The 18,757-nt window shown below is 51.2% G+C and carries 14 protein-coding genes; 13 read left to right on the forward strand and 1 reads right to left on the reverse strand.

The window, feature by feature from the left end:
- Positions 1-114: 114 nt before the first annotated feature.
- The 10 genes from secA (at position 115) to argH (ending at position 14,538) form a co-directional block, all read left to right on the forward strand.
- A complete protein-coding gene (gene secA / locus MHI42_RS23135; RefSeq protein WP_076246415.1) occupies positions 115-2,619 on the forward strand; it encodes a preprotein translocase subunit SecA in 2,505 nt (834 codons plus the stop codon).
- A 513-nt stretch (positions 2,620-3,132) separates the two neighbouring features.
- Positions 3,133-4,246, forward strand: a protein-coding gene (gene prfB / locus MHI42_RS23140; RefSeq protein ID WP_342420777.1) for a peptide chain release factor 2 whose coding sequence is annotated in 2 segments (ribosomal slippage) — positions 3,133-3,204 and positions 3,206-4,246 — 1,113 coding nt in all. Because the reading frame shifts where the segments join, the coding sequence is not laid out codon by codon here.
- Between the two features lie 97 nt (positions 4,247-4,343).
- A complete protein-coding gene (locus MHI42_RS23145) occupies positions 4,344-5,228 on the forward strand; it encodes a YitT family protein (RefSeq protein WP_342420778.1) in 885 nt (294 codons plus the stop codon).
- A 189-nt stretch (positions 5,229-5,417) separates the two neighbouring features.
- Positions 5,418-6,467: an N-acetyl-gamma-glutamyl-phosphate reductase gene (gene argC, locus MHI42_RS23150; RefSeq protein ID WP_342420779.1), complete on the forward strand. Its 1,050-nt coding sequence runs from the start codon at positions 5,418-5,420 to the stop codon at positions 6,465-6,467.
- A gap of 22 nt (positions 6,468-6,489) precedes the next feature.
- A complete protein-coding gene (gene argJ / locus MHI42_RS23155) occupies positions 6,490-7,722 on the forward strand; it encodes a bifunctional ornithine acetyltransferase/N-acetylglutamate synthase (RefSeq protein WP_342420780.1) in 1,233 nt (410 codons plus the stop codon).
- 112 nt (positions 7,723-7,834) lie between these two features.
- A complete protein-coding gene (argB, locus tag MHI42_RS23160; RefSeq protein ID WP_342420781.1) occupies positions 7,835-8,650 on the forward strand; it encodes an acetylglutamate kinase in 816 nt (271 codons plus the stop codon).
- Positions 8,651-8,801: 151 nt separating this feature from the next.
- The gene (locus MHI42_RS23165; RefSeq protein WP_342420782.1) at positions 8,802-10,094 is read left to right on the forward strand and encodes an aspartate aminotransferase family protein; all 1,293 of its coding nucleotides are present in this window, start codon (positions 8,802-8,804) and stop codon (positions 10,092-10,094) included.
- On the forward strand, positions 10,091-11,059 hold the full coding sequence (argF, locus tag MHI42_RS23170) for an ornithine carbamoyltransferase (protein WP_171717133.1): 969 nt from the start codon (positions 10,091-10,093) through the stop codon (positions 11,057-11,059). Before MHI42_RS23165 ends, argF begins: the two co-directional genes overlap by 4 nt.
- 689 nt (positions 11,060-11,748) lie before the next feature.
- A complete protein-coding gene (locus tag MHI42_RS23175; RefSeq protein ID WP_039302739.1) occupies positions 11,749-12,984 on the forward strand; it encodes an argininosuccinate synthase in 1,236 nt (411 codons plus the stop codon).
- Positions 12,985-13,122: 138 nt separating this feature from the next.
- Positions 13,123-14,538, forward strand: coding sequence for an argininosuccinate lyase (gene argH, locus MHI42_RS23180; RefSeq protein ID WP_342420783.1), 1,416 nt, complete (start codon positions 13,123-13,125; stop codon positions 14,536-14,538).
- A 229-nt stretch (positions 14,539-14,767) separates the two neighbouring features.
- Here argH and MHI42_RS23185 read toward each other — a convergent pair whose 3' ends face one another.
- On the reverse strand, positions 14,768-15,571 hold the full coding sequence (locus MHI42_RS23185) for an alpha/beta hydrolase family protein (RefSeq protein WP_342420784.1): 804 nt from the start codon (positions 15,569-15,571) through the stop codon (positions 14,768-14,770).
- 206 nt (positions 15,572-15,777) lie between these two features.
- Between MHI42_RS23185 and MHI42_RS23190 the strand changes: the two genes are divergently transcribed.
- Genes MHI42_RS23190 through MHI42_RS23200 form a run of 3 tightly spaced genes read left to right on the forward strand, consistent with a single transcriptional unit; the run spans position 15,778 to position 18,717 of the window.
- Positions 15,778-16,359: a prepilin-type N-terminal cleavage/methylation domain-containing protein gene (locus MHI42_RS23190; RefSeq protein ID WP_342420785.1), complete on the forward strand. Its 582-nt coding sequence runs from the start codon at positions 15,778-15,780 to the stop codon at positions 16,357-16,359.
- A complete protein-coding gene (locus tag MHI42_RS23195; protein ID WP_342420786.1) occupies positions 16,343-16,849 on the forward strand; it encodes a hypothetical protein in 507 nt (168 codons plus the stop codon). The genes MHI42_RS23190 and MHI42_RS23195 overlap by 17 nt, the downstream gene beginning before the upstream one ends.
- A 47-nt stretch (positions 16,850-16,896) precedes the next feature.
- Positions 16,897-18,717, forward strand: coding sequence for a hypothetical protein (locus tag MHI42_RS23200; RefSeq protein ID WP_342420787.1), 1,821 nt, complete (start codon positions 16,897-16,899; stop codon positions 18,715-18,717).
- The last annotated feature ends 40 nt before the right edge of the window (positions 18,718-18,757 follow it).

Here is an 18,757-nt window from a genome sequence, read left to right on the forward strand (position 1 = left end):
TCTTACAAACTGTTACAATTTATGAAGCAGCGGAATCGAAATCATATATGGCCCTTTCAATTTGTTGAGGATGGGCTCGGTTCCACCATCTGTGTTGCATGAAAGGGGTTAACCATGCTAGGACTTGTTAAAAAAATATTTGGCGACGTTAATGAACGTGATGTCAAACGTCTCATGAAGACGGTCGAAGTAATTAATGGTTTGGAGCCGGATTTCGTATCGCTTACGGATGAAGAGCTGCAGGCTAAGACAGTAGAGTTCCGTGCCCGTCTTGAGAAGGGTGAAACCTTGGAAGAGATTCTTCCCGAGGCATTTGCAACCGTACGCGAAGCTTCCAAACGGACGCTGGGCATGCGGCATTTTGACGTTCAGTTAGTTGGGGGTATGGCGCTGCATGAAGGCCGGATCTCCGAAATGAAGACCGGGGAAGGCAAGACGCTGGTAGGTACACTGCCGGTATATCTGAATGCACTCTTGGGCAAAGGCGTGCATGTCGTAACCGTAAATGATTATCTGGCTCAGCGCGACAGCGCACAAATGGGGCAAATCTATAACTTTCTGGGCATGACGGTTGGGGTCAACCTCAACGGCATGGACCATAATGATAAACAAGCAGCATATGCCTGCGATATTACGTATGGCACGAATAATGAGTTTGGTTTTGACTATCTGCGTGACAACATGGTGCTCTATAAGGAACAGATGGTACAGCGTCCGCTGTATTTCTGTATTATTGACGAAGTCGATTCCATCCTCATCGATGAAGCCCGTACACCTCTGATCATTTCCGGACAAGCTGAGAAATCGACAGAGCTGTATTATGCAGCAGACCGTTTCGTGAAGAAGCTGACTGCTGAAGAAGACTACACTGTTGATATTAAGGTGAAGTCCGTTGCTTTAACCGAGAAGGGCGTTGCTGTAGCTGAGCGTGCTTTTGGCATAGAGAATCTGTATGATCACAGTCACGTTACGCTGAATCATCATATCGTACAAGCGCTGAAGGCGAATGCAATTATGCGCCGCGATGTAGATTATGTGGTCAACGAAGACGAGGTTATGATCGTCGATGAGTTCACGGGACGTCTAATGCAGGGCCGCCGTTACAGCGACGGGCTGCACCAGGCTATCGAAGCTAAGGAAGAGATTGAAGTCCAGAATGAGAGCATGACGCTGGCTACAATCACCTTCCAGAACTACTTCCGTATGTACCGCAAGCTAGGTGGAATGACCGGTACTGCGAAGACGGAAGAAGAGGAATTCAAGAAGATCTATGGTCTGGAAGTCCTCCAGGTACCTACTAATAAACCAAATCAGCGTGTCGATATGCCTGACGTGGTCTACAAAAGCGAGAATGGCAAGTTCAACGCTGTAGTCGCTGAAATTGTGGAACGCCACAAAAAGAATCAGCCGGTGCTTGTAGGTACGGTATCGATTGAGAACTCCGAACGCGTATCTGAAATGCTGAAGCGCAAAGGTGTCAGACACCAGGTGCTGAACGCGAAGCATCATGCTGCAGAAGCTGAAATCATCTCTTTTGCCGGTCAGCCGGGAACCGTAACGATTGCTACGAATATGGCTGGACGCGGTACGGATATCGTACTGGGCGAAGGCGTGACCGATCTTGGCGGTCTGCATATTATTGGTACAGAACGTCATGAATCCCGCCGTATCGATAATCAGCTGCGCGGACGTGCCGGACGCCAGGGTGACCCGGGTTCCACGCAGTTCTACCTGTCTCTTGGGGATGAACTGATGAAACGTTTCGGCGCGGATAACGTGCTGAACATGATGGACCGTCTTGGATTCGAAGAAGATCAGCCGATTGAGAGCCGTATGATTACCAAAGCTGTTGAATCTGCCCAGAAACGGGTGGAAGGCAATAACTTCGATATCCGTAAAGTCGTATTGCAATATGATGACGTGATGAATCAGCAGCGTGAGATTATCTACAAACAGCGCCGCGAAATTCTCGAGTCTGACAATATCAAAGATATCGTAGTGGAAATGATCAAACCGGTCGTTGACCGTATTGTTAATGCCCACTGCAGTGACGATATTCCGGAAAACTGGGAGCTGCAGGAAGTCGCGGATTATGTGAACAGCAAATTGCTGGAGGAAGATTCCCTGACCCGTGATGATCTATGGGGCAAAGAAGTTGAAGAAATCATCGAATTCATCTTTGGCCGTGTACTGGAGAAATATGCAGCACGTGAAGAACGTCTCGGAGCTGAGCTGGTGCGTGAATTCGAGAAGGTTATTGTACTTCGTTCCGTAGACAGCAAATGGATGGATCATATCGATGCCATGGATCAGCTTCGTCAAGGGATTCACCTCCGTGCTTACGGCGGTACCGATCCGCTTCGCGAATATCAGTTCGAAGGCTTCGAAATGTTCAATGCCATGACTGCGAACATTCAGGAGGAAGTGGCGACCTACATTATGAAGGCGCACATCGAGGCGAATCAGGAGCGTCAGTCGGTAGTGGAAGAAGATAAGATCTCCACGAACGCTGAGCCTGCTGAGAAACGTCCGGTGCATGTGGAATCTACAGTCGGCCGTAATGATCCATGCCCTTGCGGCAGCGGCAAGAAATACAAGAACTGTCACGGTCAGGCGTAAGAGAGAAGAAATTCACTTGCCTGATTCTGGTGGAATAGCGAGCAGGCATTAAATCTGCGAGCACGTTTCACCGTAATGCACTTCGAGTTTTGTTCACTCGCACTTAGGTTATAATGACAATAAAAGCGGCTGGGCCCGGGGGACTCCCCGTTTGCGGCCCGGCCGCTTTTTTGGATGATTGAAGGAATGGGTCGATTGCTTCAAGCGAAGCGAACGGAATGGCTCTGTAGAACTGCAATTGTGGTGGAAGTGACGGAGGGGAAGTTTGGAATTGTAGGAGCGTCAGCGTTCGCCTTTAGGATTGAATTTCTACTGCGATGAGCAGTTTGAATGAGGAAATTCAATCCTAACAGCGGCCGGAAGTCCAAACATTCCCCGCAGTTACGGCGTACACCGATAGGCATTTCTTAAGAGCAATGATGCAGCGGCAGAAGCTGCATCTCCCCCTGTCCGCAAAACCTCCAAACCCAGCGGCCGGCGCAATATTTTATTTTGAAAGGTGATGTGATCCAAGTGATCGATCCTAATGTGAAGCAGGACCTGCGTGAAATAGGCAAGAAACTAACCAATCTTAGGGGGTCACTTTGACTTAGACCTTAAGCTGGAGATTATAGCGAACTTTGAAGAAAAGATGGCAGCGCCCGGGTTCTGGGATGAGCCGGAGAAGGCGCAAAGCGTTATTGGCGAGATGAACGCCGTGAAGTCGGTGGTCGATCAATACGATAAGCTGCAGCAGGATTATGACGATGCATCGATGATGGCGGAGCTGGCGGATGAAGAAGGCGATGACGCGCTTGCGTCTGAGATTGCCGGAACGATCCGCAGTGTAAGCAGCAGGGTAGATGAGTTCGAGCTGCAACTACTGCTCAATCAGCCGTACGATAAGCTGAACGCGATTCTGGAGCTGCATCCAGGTGCAGGCGGAACAGAATCCCAGGACTGGGGCCAGATGCTGCTGCGCATGTATACACGCTGGGCGGAGAAGCGGGGCTTCAAGGTAGACGTGCTTGATTATTTGCCGGGTGATGAGGCAGGCATCAAGAGTGTAACACTGCTGATTAAAGGCTACAATGTATATGGATACCTGAAGGCGGAGAAGGGTGTACACCGTCTGGTGCGCATTTCACCTTTTGACTCCTCGGGCAGACGGCATACCTCCTTCGTATCCTGCGATGTGGTACCGGAGATTGCGGACGATGTGGAAGTAGATATCCGTACAGAGGATCTGAAGATCGATACGTACCGGGCCAGCGGCGCGGGTGGTCAGCATATCAATACTACGGACTCGGCGGTGCGGATTACCCACTTGCCAACCGGAGTCGTGGTAACGTGCCAGAATGAACGTTCACAGATCAAGAACCGGGAACAAGCGATGAAGATGCTGCGTTCCAAGCTCTATGAGCGCAAAATCCAGGAGCAGCAGGCGCATCTCGATGAGATCCGCGGCGAACAATCGGAGATTGCCTGGGGCAGCCAGATTCGTTCCTATGTGTTCCACCCCTACAGCATGGTGAAGGATCACCGCACTTCTGTAGAAACGGGCAACGTCGGAGCGGTGATGGACGGCGACCTGGATAGCTTCATTGACGGCTATCTGCGCAGTCAGATCAAGACGGAAACTGAATAAGGGCATGGATATTCCTACGCGTCTTCGGAGGTGTAGGGATTTTTTTCTGAAAAGAATAACAAGGACAGTAAGATCACATCTAAGGAGCAGGGCATCCATGCAAAAAATCAATTCACGCAACAAACCTCCGCTCATCCCGCTAAACGGGCCGCTGCGTCATACAGTGGATATTGCGCTCATTCTGATCGGCTCGCTGATTACGGGGCTGGCGTTCAACCTGTTCTTCCTCCCGAACCAGATTGCTTCCGGCGGGGTATCGGGGTTATCCGTGCTTGCCGAGGCCTGGTTTGGGGCGGAGCCGGCTTTTACCCAATGGGCGCTTAATATTCCGCTCTTTATTCTCGGGGTCATATTCCTCGGTAAACAGTACGGTATCCGCTCGCTGCTGGGGAGCTTTGTGCTGCCGCTGTTTATCTTCCTAACCAAGGATGGTCCGGTGCCGACTACGAATCCGCTGCTTGCCTCTATATATGGAGGAATTGGTGTGGGTCTGGGGCTTGGCCTGGTCTTCCGCGGGCGCGGATCTACGGGCGGACTGACCATACTCGCGCAGATTATTCAAAAGCTTACCGGCTTCAGCTTCTCGCTGTCCGTCGTGCTGCTGGATGGTACGGTGATTACGCTGGCTGCTTTTGTGCTGGGCATGGAGCAGGCGATGTATGCACTGATCGGGCTGTTCGTGACGGGCAAGGTAATCAATGCGCTGGAGGTAGGCTTCAGCACCACGAAGGTAGCGTATATCATCTCCGATCAGACAGAGGATATCTCGCAGGCGATTCTGAATGATCTGGACCGCGGGCTGACCAAGCTGAATGCGCAAGGCGGCTACACCGGAGATAATCGTACCGTGCTGATGGTGGTGGTAGGCCAGAATGAAATTACGAGGCTCAAGGCGATCGTCCGCTCGGTAGATCCGAGTGCATTTGTAATTATTACGGAAGCCCATGAAGTGCTGGGCGAAGGTTTCAAAAGAGAAGCGTAGACTCCCTTTAGGGGAGCTCTGCGCTTTTCTTTTGATAAAAGGCATGGCCATTTCCAGTGGGAATATCGGAATAAAGTTAACGTTACATGTTGTATTTATATTAATTCGGTCGTATAATAATACATATTTGCAGAACGGTTATTCACAGGTAATAATGATATAAAGCAGAAACGGGAAGCGGGGATGACAATGACAGGCAAGCTGAGAGCGGCGATTGTCGGATCAACGGGATATGGGGGCGTGGAGCTGATCAGGCTGCTGCAGGGCCACCCTGATATAGAGATTACTTCAGTAATATCTTCTTCGAGCGCCGGTGCGCCGATTGAGGAAGGGTTCCCTCATTTAACGGGAATTGTGCAGCGCAATCTGGATGGTGTGGATGCGGCAGAGATTGCCGGCAGGGCGGATGTCGTATTCACAGCTACTCCTTCGGGTGTGAGCGCGAAGCTGGTGCCTCAGCTGCTCGAAGCCGGACTCAAGGTCGTCGACCTGTCCGGGGATTTCCGGCTGAAGGATGGCGCGGAGTATGAGCAGTGGTATAAGCATCCCGCTCCTCCGGAAGCTTATCTGCAGCAGGCGGTATACGGGTTATGCGAGGTATACGGCGAGCGTGCGGCCGGTGTGGATTTCATCTCTAATCCCGGCTGTTATCCCACAGCTACGCTGCTGGGACTGGTTCCGGCGCTTGCGGCAGGCTGGATCAAACCGGACAGTATCATCATTGATGCGAAATCCGGGGTGTCCGGGGCAGGGCGGGGAACGAGTCTGATGGTTCATTTTGCCGAGATCAATGAGAACTTCAAAGCCTACAAAATTAACAAACATCAGCACATCCCGGAAATTGAGCAGGTGCTTACGGATATCGCGGGGGAAAAAGTAACGGTAACGTTCACTACGCATCTTGTGCCGATGACCCGGGGAATTATGAGCACGATGTATGCCGGGCTGACCGGAGAACACAGCGAGCAGGAGCTCGTGGAGTTATACCGTAAGTATTATGCAGGCAGACCGTATGTGCGGGTGCGTGAGCCCGGAGTGGTTCCGGCGACGAAGGAAGTCAGCGGATCGAACTATTGCGACATCGGCTTCGCCACAGACGCACGTACCGGACGGGTCACCATTGTGTCGGTCATCGACAATATCGTTAAAGGCGCTGCAGGACAGGCGATTCAGAACCTGAATTTGATGATGGGATGGGAGGAAACCCGCGGTCTTGGCTACACACCAGTGTATCCATAAAGTGCAGCGGTCAAACTATAACATGAGCGAGAACAAACTATATACCGTCGTGGAAGGCGGAAGTATTACTACACCTAAGGGTTTCACTTCAGGAGGGCTGCATTGCGGTCTCAAAAAAACCGAACGTAACGACCTCGGAGCTATTCTCTGCGAGGTTCCGGCGACGGCTGCTGCGGTTTTTACCACGAATGTGTTCCAGGCGGCTCCGCTGAAGGTAACACGGGAGAGTCTGGCGAACGGAACGCTGCAGGCGGTAATCGTGAACAGCGGGAATGCCAATGCCTGCACAGGTGATCAGGGTGAAGCGGATGCGTATGAGATGCGCGCTGCAGCTGCCCGTTATTTGGGCGTGAACGAGCTGGATGTTGCGGTAGCCTCGACCGGGGTAATCGGGGAGCTGCTGAAGATGGACTGTGTGCGCAGCGGCATCGCCGGACTGCCGGAGAAGCTGGATGGCGGCGCTGCCGGTGCAGAGGAGTTCAGCCAGGCGATTCTCACCACGGATCTGGTCAAAAAAGAAAGCTGCGTCAAGCTGACGGTCGGCGGTTCAGAGGTAGTGATTGCCGGTGCGGCCAAGGGTTCGGGGATGATTCACCCCAATATGGCGACAATGCTGGGCTTCATGACAACAGATGCTGTCATTGATGCAGAGGATCTGCTCAGCCTGCTGCGCAGTGCGACCAACTCTACTTTTAATATGATTACAGTGGATGGAGATACTAGCACGAATGATATGCTGGTCACTATGGCGAGCGGCCTGGCGGGGAATGAGAAGCTGACGCGTCTGCATCCGGATTGGGAGGCTTTTGCCGCAGCGTTCACGCATGTGTGCCGCAGTCTGGCGATGGCGATTGCCCGTGACGGGGAAGGCGCAACGAAGCTGATCGAAGTGCAGGTGAATGGTGCGGTACATGATGAAGCTGCTGCAGCTATTGCCAAGACTGTCGTGGGATCGAGTCTGGTGAAATCAGCGATCTTCGGGGCAGATGCCAACTGGGGACGGATTATCGCCGCTGTAGGCCGTGCGGGAGTGCCGGTATCGCCGGAGCAGGTAGACATTAAGCTGGGAGATATAGAGGTGCTGCGGACGTCGCGTCCGGTGGCTTTTGACGAAGAGAAGGCCCTGCATTATTTGCAAAAAAGTGACACGGTGCTGATTACAGTAACGTTATCAGATGGAAGCGGAAGTGCTACAGCCTGGGGCTGCGACCTCACTTACGACTATGTGCGCATTAATGCCGCGTACCGCACCTGATCTGCGCTGGTTGGCGGCGGGCAGCGGCCGGAAGTCCAAATATTCACCGTAGTGACGACTGAGCTTTAAGTTAGTATCTTAAGTTCAGCTTATATAGGGAGGTAACTGAGAGATGACGTTTGAACCTATAGAGAAGCAGCCGGGCAGTGGCCTGTTCGTGATGAAATGCGGCGGGAGTACGCTGGCTGCGCTGCCGGATTCGTTCTTTGAGGATTTGCGGGAGCTGCAGCGAAGCGGGGTTCAGCCTGTCATTGTTCATGGCGGCGGGCCGGCGATCTCGGGGAATCTGGAGAAGCTTGGGATTGAGAGCAGCTTCGTGAACGGCCTGCGGGTGACGACGGAAGAAGTGCTCGATGTCGTAGAGATGACGCTGGCTGGAAGCATTAATAAGGCGATTGTCCGCCGGATTCAAGCCACCGGCGGGCAGGCGCTCGGATTATCCGGAGTTGACGGCAACCTGATTATGGCGCGTCCGGTTGCGAACAGCGATGTATTGGGCATGGTGGGAGAAGTAACCGAGGTCAGAGCGGAGATTGTGACGGGTATTCTCGCGATGGGTTACATCCCGGTAATCGCACCTATCGGTGTGGATGGCGGCGGTCAGCGTTACAACATTAATGCGGATACAGCTGCCGGAGCGGTGGCATCTTTTGTGGAATCGCCTACTATGATCGTGGTTACGGATGTGCCGGGAATTATGCGTGTGCTGGACGGAGAGAAGGTTGTGCTCCCGTCCGTCACGGTGGCGCAGATTGAGGAACTGATTGCGGATGGTGAAATCTACGGCGGAATGATTCCTAAAGTGCGTGCTGCGATGGACTGCATTCAGGGCAAGGTGTCCGAGGTTGTCATTGTCGACGGCAAAGAGCCAAATGTGCTCAGCCGGGTGCTGCAGGGCGAAGAGCTGGGGACGCGGATTGTCCGATAATTATGCAGTTAGCAGCTTAGCTGCCGGAGTGGTATAGAGAGTGCAAGGTTGATCTGATTGGCATCTGGCAGATGGGTATCTGGTGTAGTGGAGAGTAAATTAGAAGCGCTGACGGTAATCCGGCAGCAGCATGGTGGGAGAGTGACTGAGAATGAGTGAGCTTACACAGGCAGATAAGGATTTTTTGACGGGGGCGCCGCAGGAACGTTCTGTGGAAACGAAGGAACAGGGGGCCGCTGTTGCTCCTGCCAAGCTGAGTGCGGTATTCCCGTCGTACGCCAGATATGATATTAGTCTGGTCAAGGGCAAGGGCAGCTGGGTGTGGGATGATCAGGGGAACAAATATCTGGATTTCATGTGCGGACTCGCTGTAACCAGCCTGGGCCATGCCCCGGAGAAGGTCGGCGCGAAGCTGAAGGCGCAGATTGATACGCTGTGGCATGTCTCGAACCTGTTCCACATTCCGGGCCAGGACCGGGTTGCTGCGCTGCTTACAGACAACAGCTGTGCGGATCAGGTATTCTTCTGCAATAGCGGAGCGGAAGCGAATGAAGCAGCGATTAAGCTGGCGCGCCGGTATCATCAGAAGGTGAAGGGTGCGGACCGCTACGAAGTAATCACGTTCGAGCAGTCGTTCCACGGACGTACGCTGGCTACACTGACAGCAACAGGGCAGGCGAAGGTAAAAGAAGGCTTCCTGCCGCTTCCGGCAGGCTTCAAGACTGTGCCTCTGCATGATCTGGAGGCACTGAAAGCCGCAATCACTGAGCATACGGCAGCAATCATGCTGGAGATGGTGCTGGCTGAGGGCGGCGTGATTGAAGTGCAGCAGGAATTCCTTGACGCTGTAGTCTCGTTATGCAAGGAACATGGACTGCTGCTGATCGTAGACGAAGTACAGACTGGTATGGGCCGTACCGGCAAGCTGTTCGCCCATCAGCATTACGGCATTGAGCCGGATATCTTCACCTTGGCCAAAGGCGTGGCCAGCGGTTTCCCGGCAGGTGTTATGCTGGGCAAGGGCTACCTGCGTGAGGCCTTCAGCCCGGGCAGCCATGCGACTACCTTCGGCGGCACACCGCTGGCGGCAGCGGTTATGGAAGCGACGATTGAGACAATGCTGGAAGACGGGCTGGCTCAGCGGGCTGCTGAGATGGGCGATTATCTGACCGGCTTGCTTAGAGAGAAGCTGGCGGACACTACCTTCGTGAAGGATATCCGCGGCAAGGGCCTGTTGATCGGAATCGAATGTGCAGAACCAGTGGCAGAGATTGTGCTGGCCGGACAGAAACGCGGATTGCTGTTCGTCCAAGCCGGACCGAATGTCGTTCGCCTGCTGCCTAATTTATACGTAACCTATGAGGAGATCGACCAGGCGGTGGACATCCTTTCGGAACTAATTCATACTTATGCTAACAAAGGAAACGGGGAGGCAGATTCATGAGTCAGGGAACAACGGGCGTTACAGAGGCTATTGCCGCACAGCTCAAAGGACGTGATCTTCTGGAGCTGAATGATTACAGCCCGGAGGAAATCACGTATTTGATTGATTTGGCGATAGAGCTGAAGCGCAAAGCCAAGAACGGCGAAGTCTACCAGCCGCTGCTGGGTAAGACGATCGGGCTTATATTTGAGAAATCCTCTACCCGTACACGCGTATCGTTTGAAGTGGGCATGTATCAGCTGGGCGGCCATGCGCTGTTCCTCAGCAAAAATGATATCCAGCTCGGCCGCGGTGAGACGGTTGGTGATACGGCGCAGGTGATGTCGCGTTATCTGGACGGTATCATGATCCGTACGTTCGGCCATGATAAAGTGGAAGAATTGGCCCGTTATGCATCCGTTCCGGTTATCAACGGCCTGAGCGATCTGGCGCATCCGTGCCAGGTGCTGGCGGATTACCAGACCGTGTACGAGCACAAGGGCAAGCTGAAGGGCTTGAAGCTCGCGTATATCGGCGACGGCAACAACATGGCGCATTCCCTGCTGATCGGCGGTGCCAAGCTGGGCGTACATGTCTCGATTGCCGGACCGGAAGGATATGAGCCAGATGAGGCTGTAGTGGCCGAGGCGCGCGAGATCGCTGAGGGGACAGGTTCGGTCATCACCGTTACCCGCAGCCCGCAGGAGGCGGTACAGGACGCTGATGTGATCTATACGGATGTATGGGCGAGCATGGGCTTCGAAGCCGAGCAGCTGGCGCGTGAGGCGGCGTTCAAGGATTATCAGGTCAACGAGGAGCTCGTGAAGGGTGCCAAAAGCGACTATCTGTTCCTGCACTGCCTGCCGGCCCACCGTGAGGAAGAGGTCAGCACCGGTGTCATCGACGGACCGAACTCCGTCATCTTCGATCAGGCGGAGAACCGCCTGCATGCGCAGAAGGCGCTTATGGCTGCTTTGATGGGCTAACCTAGTACAACCAGAACTAAAGAAGTAATTTAATACAACAAGGAAGCAATTGATGTATTCAGATCCAAGTGAAATTCAGTGATAGTTGTATACTGTGCAATTAAAAACAGCGAAAAGGGAGGCTTGCCTCTTATAACTGTAGTTTGTACAACTAAATCTGCCCGAATTGGTGAAAACCGCGTACAACTGGCAGTTTAATTGTACGAAATACAACTAAATGGATAATCGGTTGAAAATCAGACGATTTAGTTGTATAAAGTACAATTAAGCTTGCATATATACCGTAATCGGGTTACTGCAAACCCTCAGCAAGCGAATTACCAAAGTAGTTTTCACTAGTTTAAATCTGACGTTGTACTAGGCCTATGTAAGTTCTGTTAGTTGTTTGAATCTTAGAGTAAAACAGGGGTAATCCTGTTTGGATCTTATCTTATATACAAACCTATATAAGATGAACTGGATTGAAATAAGAGGGATAGAAGGATCGAAAGGGAATTTTGGAACTGTAGGAGCGTTAACGTCCGCCTTTGTCTCCGGATATTGTCCGCCGCTACAGCGGTATATTCAAAGATATCTGGAGACAACAGCGGCCGAAAGTCCAAATATTCTCTGCAGTGACGTCCAGAACCCGATTATGAGATTGCAGTTGATCTTATAACCTCCCCACAACGAAAGGAAGTTGCACCCCCATGGCAAAAGAAAAAATCGTCCTCGCCTATTCCGGCGGATTGGATACCTCAGTCATTCTGAAATGGCTGAAAGAAACGTATGACGCGGAGATTATTGCTTTTACAGCCGATATCGGCCAAAAGGAAGAGCTGGACGGCCTGGAGGAAAAAGCACTGGCGACCGGTGCCTCCAAAGTCTACATCGATGATCTGCGCGACGAATTCGCAAATGATTTCATCTACCCGATGTTCCAGTCGGGCGCACTCTACGAAGGCCAATACCTGCTGGGCACAAGCATCGCCCGTCCGCTGATCGCTAAGCGTATGGTGGACATCGCCATCGCCGAAGGCGCAACTGCTATTGCTCACGGGGCAACCGGCAAAGGGAATGACCAGGTGCGATTCGAACTGAACGCCGCAGCCTTGTCCCCAAGCATCAAAGTGATTGCACCTTGGCGTCTGGAAGAATTCCGCAACCAGTTCCCGGGACGTGCGGAAATGATCGCTTACGCGGAAGCCAACGGCATTCCGGTACAAGCATCAGCAGCGAAGCCGTATTCGATGGACCGTAACCTGCTACATATCAGCTATGAGAGCGGCGTGCTGGAAGATCCTTGGTTTGATCCAAGCGCACCGGAGAATAAGGAAATGTTCCTGCTGTCGAATGCGCCGGAAGATGCTCCGGATGAAGCGGAATATCTGGAGCTGGACTTCCTCAAGGGCGACTGCGTGGCGCTGAACGGCGAACCTTTATCTCCGCTGCAAGTGATGGAGAAGCTGAATGAGCTCGGCGGTAAGCATGGCATTGGACGCGTTGATATGGTGGAGAACCGTTTCGTCGGCATGAAGAGCCGCGGCGTGTACGAAACACCAGGCGGAACGATCCTCTTCACCGCTCACCGCAAAATGGAGTCGATCACCATGGACCGTGAAGTGATGAACCTGCGCGACAGCCTGATCACCCGTTACAGCACGCTTGTGTATAATGGCTTCTGGTTCGCTCCTGAACGGCTTGCCTTGCAGGCTCTGGTGAAGGAAAGCCAGAAGAACGTAACGGGCACCGTGCGCGTCAAGCTGTACAAAGGCAACATCATCGGAGCCGGTGTGAAGAGTCCGGTCAGCCTGTACAACCCGGATATCGCTACTATGGAAGCAGATCCTACACAGGCATATGACCAGGGAGATGCGACTGGTTTCATCCGTCTGAATGCTCTGCGCCTGAAGGTATCGGCTGGCGTAGCAGAGTCCAACAAGTAGCAGCATGTAGCTGCTTAGCGGTTTTTCAAAATATAAGAATTTATACAGCATCGCACAATATAAGCGGACAGAAGAAGGCCGTTCCTCCCATCCGGACAGGGGCGGCCCTTCTAACGTCAATCGAGGAGGAAACAACAGGTGAGCAAGCTGTGGGGCGGACGGTTTACCAAGGGAACGAACAAGCTGGTGGAGGAATATACGGCTTCCATCGGATTCGATAAGGCACTTGCAGAAGAGGATGTGCAGGGTAGTCTGGCGCATGTCACGATGCTGGGCAAATGCGGGATTCTGCCGCAGGAAGATGTGGAGACGATCAAGAACGGACTGAATAAGGTACTGGATAAGGTGCGTGCGGGAGAGATTGTGTTCTCCGTAGCCGATGAAGATATTCATATGAATATTGAAAAGAATCTGATCGAAGAGATCGGTCCGGTCGGCGGCAAGCTGCACACCGGCCGCAGCCGTAACGATCAGGTAGCGACGGATATGCATCTCTACTTGCGTAACCGTGTAGTAGAGCTGGTGGCTCTCCTGCATGAACTGCAGGAAGCGCTGATCGGGCAAGCCAAGGACAATGTGGAGACTATTGTTCCGGGCTACACCCATCTGCAGCGCGCTCAGCCAATTCTGTTCGCGCATCATCTGCTGGCTTATGTATCCATGTTCCGCCGCGATGCGGAGCGCCTGACCGACAGCTACAAGCGGATCAACGTGCTGCCGCTGGGTGCAGGGGCGCTGGCGGGAACGACGTTCCCGATTGACCGCCACTTCGTGGCAGAGCAGCTGGGCTTCGACAGCGTCTATGAGAACAGCCTGGACGCCGTCAGCGACCGTGATTTCATTGTTGAGTTCCTGGCCAATGCAGCGCTGGTGATGACTCACCTGTCCCGGCTCAGCGAAGAGCTGGTACTGTGGAGCAGCACGGAATTCAGCTTCGTGGAGCTGGACGATGCCTTCTGCACCGGCAGCAGCATCATGCCGCAGAAGAAGAACCCGGATGTGCCGGAGCTTGTACGCGGCAAGACAGGCCGTGTCTACGGCAACCTGATCGGGCTGCTGACCGTCCTCAAATCGCTGCCGCTGGCCTATAACAAGGATATGCAGGAAGACAAGGAAGGCATGTTCGATACTGTAGCCACCTTGACAGGAGCATTGCAGCTGTTCGCGCCGATGATCTCCACGATGAAGGTGAACAAGGCGCGGATGCGCGAAGCCGTGAATACCGATTTCTCCAACGCGACCGATATCGCTGACTTCCTGGTGGGCAAGGGTTTGCCTTTCCGCCAGGCGCATGAGGTTATAGGCAAGACCGTATTGTACTGCATCAATGAAGGCAAATTCCTGCTGGATCTTACCCTGGAGGAATTCAAACAGTTCTCGCCGCTGTTCGATGACCAGATCTACGCTGTACTGCAGCCGGAGGCTGTTGTGAACGCCCGTAACGTATACGGCGGCACAGCTACTGTTCAGGTGCAGGCAGCCATTGAACGGGCCGAGGCAGCTCTGCTGGCGGCTAACGAATGGGTTGTGCAGCATGGGGATGCTGCACAATAAGAAGCAGCTAAGCTGGCAGCGGATATAACTGAATCAACAAGTGGAAACGATACCGTCCTTTAATAAGGACGGTATCGTTTCAGCGAGAAAGATAAGGATCATTTATTGTGCAAAGCATATAAATTCTTATCTTTTCAAAAAGACTGTCCTCTACCGCATCGATAGGATGCGGGAGGACAGTCTTTTTTTGCAGGAGTGAAGTTATAATTCACATGCGTGGCGGGTATCCTTACAAATCAGCGGACTTTACTTTGCCGAGTGGCAGCCAGTTCAGTACATCACGGATCTTGGTATCCCAATATCCCCATTCATGCTCGCCCGGCCCTTCCTCGTAAGTCAGTGACAGCTTGGTCTTGGAGCAGGCCTTACGGAAAGTCTGATTGTCCTCATAGAGGAAATCCCCGGTGCCGCAGCACTGATAGAGAAGGGGCTTCGGCCCTTTGGAGCGGTCCACTTCCTTCAGCAGCCACAGCAGGTCTTCAGGAGTGCCTGCAATGTCCTTGTCTCCAAAAATCTGCACATACTCCTTCGTCTTCTGTGATTTATCTTCCCAGTTCATGAAATGATGGGCCATATCCAGGGCACCGGACAGACTCGCTGCAGCGGCAAAAGTCTCCGGCTTACGCAGCCCCAGCTTCAACGCTCCATAACCGCCCATCGACAGTCCGGCAACGAAGTTATCCTCGCGTTTCGCTGACAATGGGAAGAACGAACGGGCAAGCGCCGGCAGCTCCTCACTGATAAATGTCCAATACTGTCCGCCCGCCGCCATGTCGGTGTAGAAGCTGCGGTGGACCTGAGGCATAACAACGGCAATGCCCATCTGTGCTACATAACGCTCTATCGAGGTCCGGCGCAGCCAGATCGAATCATCATCGGATAAGCCGTGCAGCAAGTATAGTGTAGGGTGAAGATTCCCCCGTGACACATTGCTCATTCCGATCTGTGTAGTGGTCTGCTGCGGCAGAATCACGGTCATCGAGGTGTTCAGCCCCAGCACTTCCGAATAAAACTTGCATTCGATTAAAGCCATTTGCATATCCCCTTTCAGCCCAAATAATAGCACAGCCGCTAAACGATATAAATTGTAGAAATCTCTAGATTTATTCCTTGCAAGCATTGCTGGTGCCAGAGTTGAAAGAATATAATGGAAGTAGGTAGAAAGATTCAGAGAAACGGAAAAGGGTGCAGGACTCAAGACCGATGATTGAATCCAATAGAGCATAGGGAGCGAACAGGATGTCTTGGAGAGACAAGTGGAACCGAAACCGTGAGCGGGGCAGGGAAGAGGGATTTACGCTGATTGAGGTGCTGGCAGCCATCGTGATTTTGTCGATAGTTTCCCTGGTGCTAACCTCCTACTTCACCAATGCGCTGTCCTATTCGAAATCGAACCAGAATAAGACGATCATGGTCAATCTGGCGCGTAATGCGCTCTTTTATATGGAGAAGCAGGATTTTGAGGCTATGGGCAATTTTTTCAAGGTGAGTGATGTCACGGCTGCGGAGCATCCGAAGATTCTGGCAGACCAATGTACAGATGTTGCTAAGGTGCCCTGTAGCTATAACGGCCTTGTGAAGGACGAAACTGTGCTGCAGAAGGTGCTTAACCCCAGCATTAATGGTATAAACTATACAATTAACATTGCCTATCAGGCGGATCTTTATAGTCAAATGAAGCTATCTGAGGATGTAATTAAGCAAAGGGCGGCTGATTATCTTATTCCTGTACTGATCACGGTTAGAAGTCCTGAGAAGAATAGCGGAAATGCCACCGAGACCGTTGTGGAGGGATATATAAGAGATGAAGAGATTCGCTAATCTTCTCCGCAGGGAGCAGGGGCTTACAATCATTGAATTGATTGCAGGTATTGCCCTTTTTTCTATGATTGCAGGACTAATCTATGGGGTACTGTTGTTTGGCGTGCGTAGCTACAACCAGGTAACGGTAGAGAACACGCTGAGGGATGAGGGAGATTTGCTGATGTCTGCAATTATTACTGAAATGTACTCCTTTGCACCGAGTGCTGTCTCCTCAACAGCTACTGCCCTGACATTATCACGTATTGAAGACGATGGCAGTAGAGTAACGGAAGAGATTAGGATTGCAGATGGGAAAATGACCTTTAATGGTGTTACCGACCTCCGGACAGATATCACGGCAGATTTAATTGAGGATTCAGGGTTCACTCTTACTTGCAGCACAGGAGTCCCTTGCGAGAGCGGCCTTATTCAGATTAATTTAAATCTTCATAAAAATTACGGCGGTAAACTGTTTCGATTATCTTTAGAGAGCACATTTGGCTTTTAGGGGGGCTTTTGGTGAAGAGGGCGCATGTTGTGCCGCAATACTGGTTTATGAAAGAAAAACAGAATCTCCGGAATGAGGAGGGTTCTGCGCTCGTCCTTGTAATGTTCCTTGTCTTGTTGCTCACTATTCTTGGTATGGCAGTGCTTGGGGCCACGATAGGAGGAGCACAACGTACTGAAACGAGGGAGAATGATGTACAAAGTCTGCATTTAGCAGAAAAGGGCCTAGATGAAGCAACGGCGTATATTCAAGCACAGCTTGCAGCTCAGGGTGCAATAGATCCGGACAAGCTGGATGCTGTTGTTCAATCCCTCGGGAAACTCAATGACAACAACCGTAATATTACTACGGAGCTTGGGATTATTAGTAATAGTGTCAGTGGTACTATTGATGAAATTGTGTATACGCCGGATGTTAAAAATGCCAGCCTGCAGTCCAGACGATATTATATTGATATCTCAACTTCTGCACTTGTGAATGGCGTGAACCGGAAACTCAAGCAGCGGATCACTCTGGATAGTTATCCGGATTTTCTGAAATATGCTTTTGGTTCTGAACAGACATTAAGGCTTAACGGTGCCCCGCTATTAAAAGGGAATATTTATGCCGGGAAAGAATTAATCGTGACTCAGACTGCTGAATATTACTATAAAGGCAATTATTTGACTAAGCCGACAATATATCCACAAATTTCGGAGGGTGCTACCAACGCTAACTCAGGCGAAGTGTTTGTGCAATCATTGGATAGTATTAAATATGCTCCTGATTTTATCAGTGAGCAGTTGCTCCAGACAGTGGCCCCTGGTGATAACCAGAAATTCAAAGAAATCCTGGGGATAACCGCTGATAAGGTGAAGATTAAGGAGCAAAAGAAGTTCGTGCAAATTGATGTTCTTGAATCCTTTTGGGATAAGCTGCTGGAATCAGGGGTGATTGCAGCAGGGGCGGAGGATAGATTTAAACAAAGCCTTGAAAAAATTAAGCTGGATACAACTATTTCGAATGACAATGGCATCACTGATGAATTGGAAGGACCAGATGGATTAGTGACTTTACTTCAAGATGGGACTACAACAAGTAGTGAGCACATGAGAATTCCTGATCCATATGAGCTAGACCCATATCCCCCGAACTATACGTTGCAAGAAAAAGAACAAGTTGATGAAGATAATGCAAAAAAGGTTGAGGAATATAATAATCTCTTAAATAAGATAGAAAATATCGAAAAATCAACGATATACGACGGGGATTTATTAATTGATACCATTGGATATAAGGGGATTAGCTTTACAGATGAAGCAAAGGATAGCCCGAAATGGTTAGTAGTTGCGGGAGATCTAAATATTATTAATAATACAGGGACTGTAATGAATGTAAAAGGAAATATCCTTGTAGCCGGGAATGTAACAATAAAGGGTAAGATAGCCTTTGATTCTACCATGTTTGTCCTTGGGAACACTACTGTAGAAGATGCTACTATACAAGGGCTTAACAGTAAGGAATTAGTCCTGATCTCTAAAGGGAAGGTACTTATAAACCGGCTGGATGCCTTCTCTAATCATCCAGTTACTATGAAGGCGTTCTTCTATACAGATTCTACCGGAGAGTTGTATGGTGTCGGATCGAGATTTTCATTAGATGGCGGTTTCTTTGCTAAAGGAGACTTGACGGTAAATGCGGTTGTAGGTGAGGTCAGAAGCCTCTCTGCACAAGTTCCCAATAATGATTTTGTCTCTCAGACTGCCGATGAAATGAGGCGTTTCGAAGTTGAATATAATAATCAGGTCTATATTCATCAACAGTCCAGCCTGCCGCGTGTAAGTAATGTAAGTATTTCCGTAGGGCCGATTAAGTTTGCAACTGAATAGAGCAAATAAGCCGCACTCACCATTCAGTGAGTGCGGCTTA

Origin of the sequence: Paenibacillus sp. FSL E2-0178, from assembly GCF_038593005.1 — a bacterium.
Lineage (GTDB): Bacteria > Bacillota > Bacilli > Paenibacillales > Paenibacillaceae > Paenibacillus_AQ > Paenibacillus_AQ phytohabitans.

Coding starts and splice junctions, on each gene's coding strand:
- secA (WP_076246415.1), top strand. CDS start 115: ATGCTAGGACTTGTTAAAAAAATATTTGGCGACGTTAATGAACGTGAT.
- MHI42_RS23145 (WP_342420778.1), top strand. CDS start 4,344: ATGCAAAAAATCAATTCACGCAACAAACCTCCGCTCATCCCGCTAAAC.
- argC (WP_342420779.1), top strand. CDS start 5,418: ATGACAGGCAAGCTGAGAGCGGCGATTGTCGGATCAACGGGATATGGG.
- argJ (WP_342420780.1), top strand. CDS start 6,490: ATGAGCGAGAACAAACTATATACCGTCGTGGAAGGCGGAAGTATTACT.
- argB (WP_342420781.1), top strand. CDS start 7,835: ATGACGTTTGAACCTATAGAGAAGCAGCCGGGCAGTGGCCTGTTCGTG.
- MHI42_RS23165 (WP_342420782.1), top strand. CDS start 8,802: ATGAGTGAGCTTACACAGGCAGATAAGGATTTTTTGACGGGGGCGCCG.
- argF (WP_171717133.1), top strand. CDS start 10,091: ATGAGTCAGGGAACAACGGGCGTTACAGAGGCTATTGCCGCACAGCTC.
- MHI42_RS23175 (WP_039302739.1), top strand. CDS start 11,749: ATGGCAAAAGAAAAAATCGTCCTCGCCTATTCCGGCGGATTGGATACC.
- MHI42_RS23185 (WP_342420784.1), bottom strand. CDS start 15,571: ATGGCTTTAATCGAATGCAAGTTTTATTCGGAAGTGCTGGGGCTGAAC.
- MHI42_RS23190 (WP_342420785.1), top strand. CDS start 15,778: ATGTCTTGGAGAGACAAGTGGAACCGAAACCGTGAGCGGGGCAGGGAA.
- MHI42_RS23195 (WP_342420786.1), top strand. CDS start 16,343: ATGAAGAGATTCGCTAATCTTCTCCGCAGGGAGCAGGGGCTTACAATC.
- MHI42_RS23200 (WP_342420787.1), top strand. CDS start 16,897: ATGAAAGAAAAACAGAATCTCCGGAATGAGGAGGGTTCTGCGCTCGTC.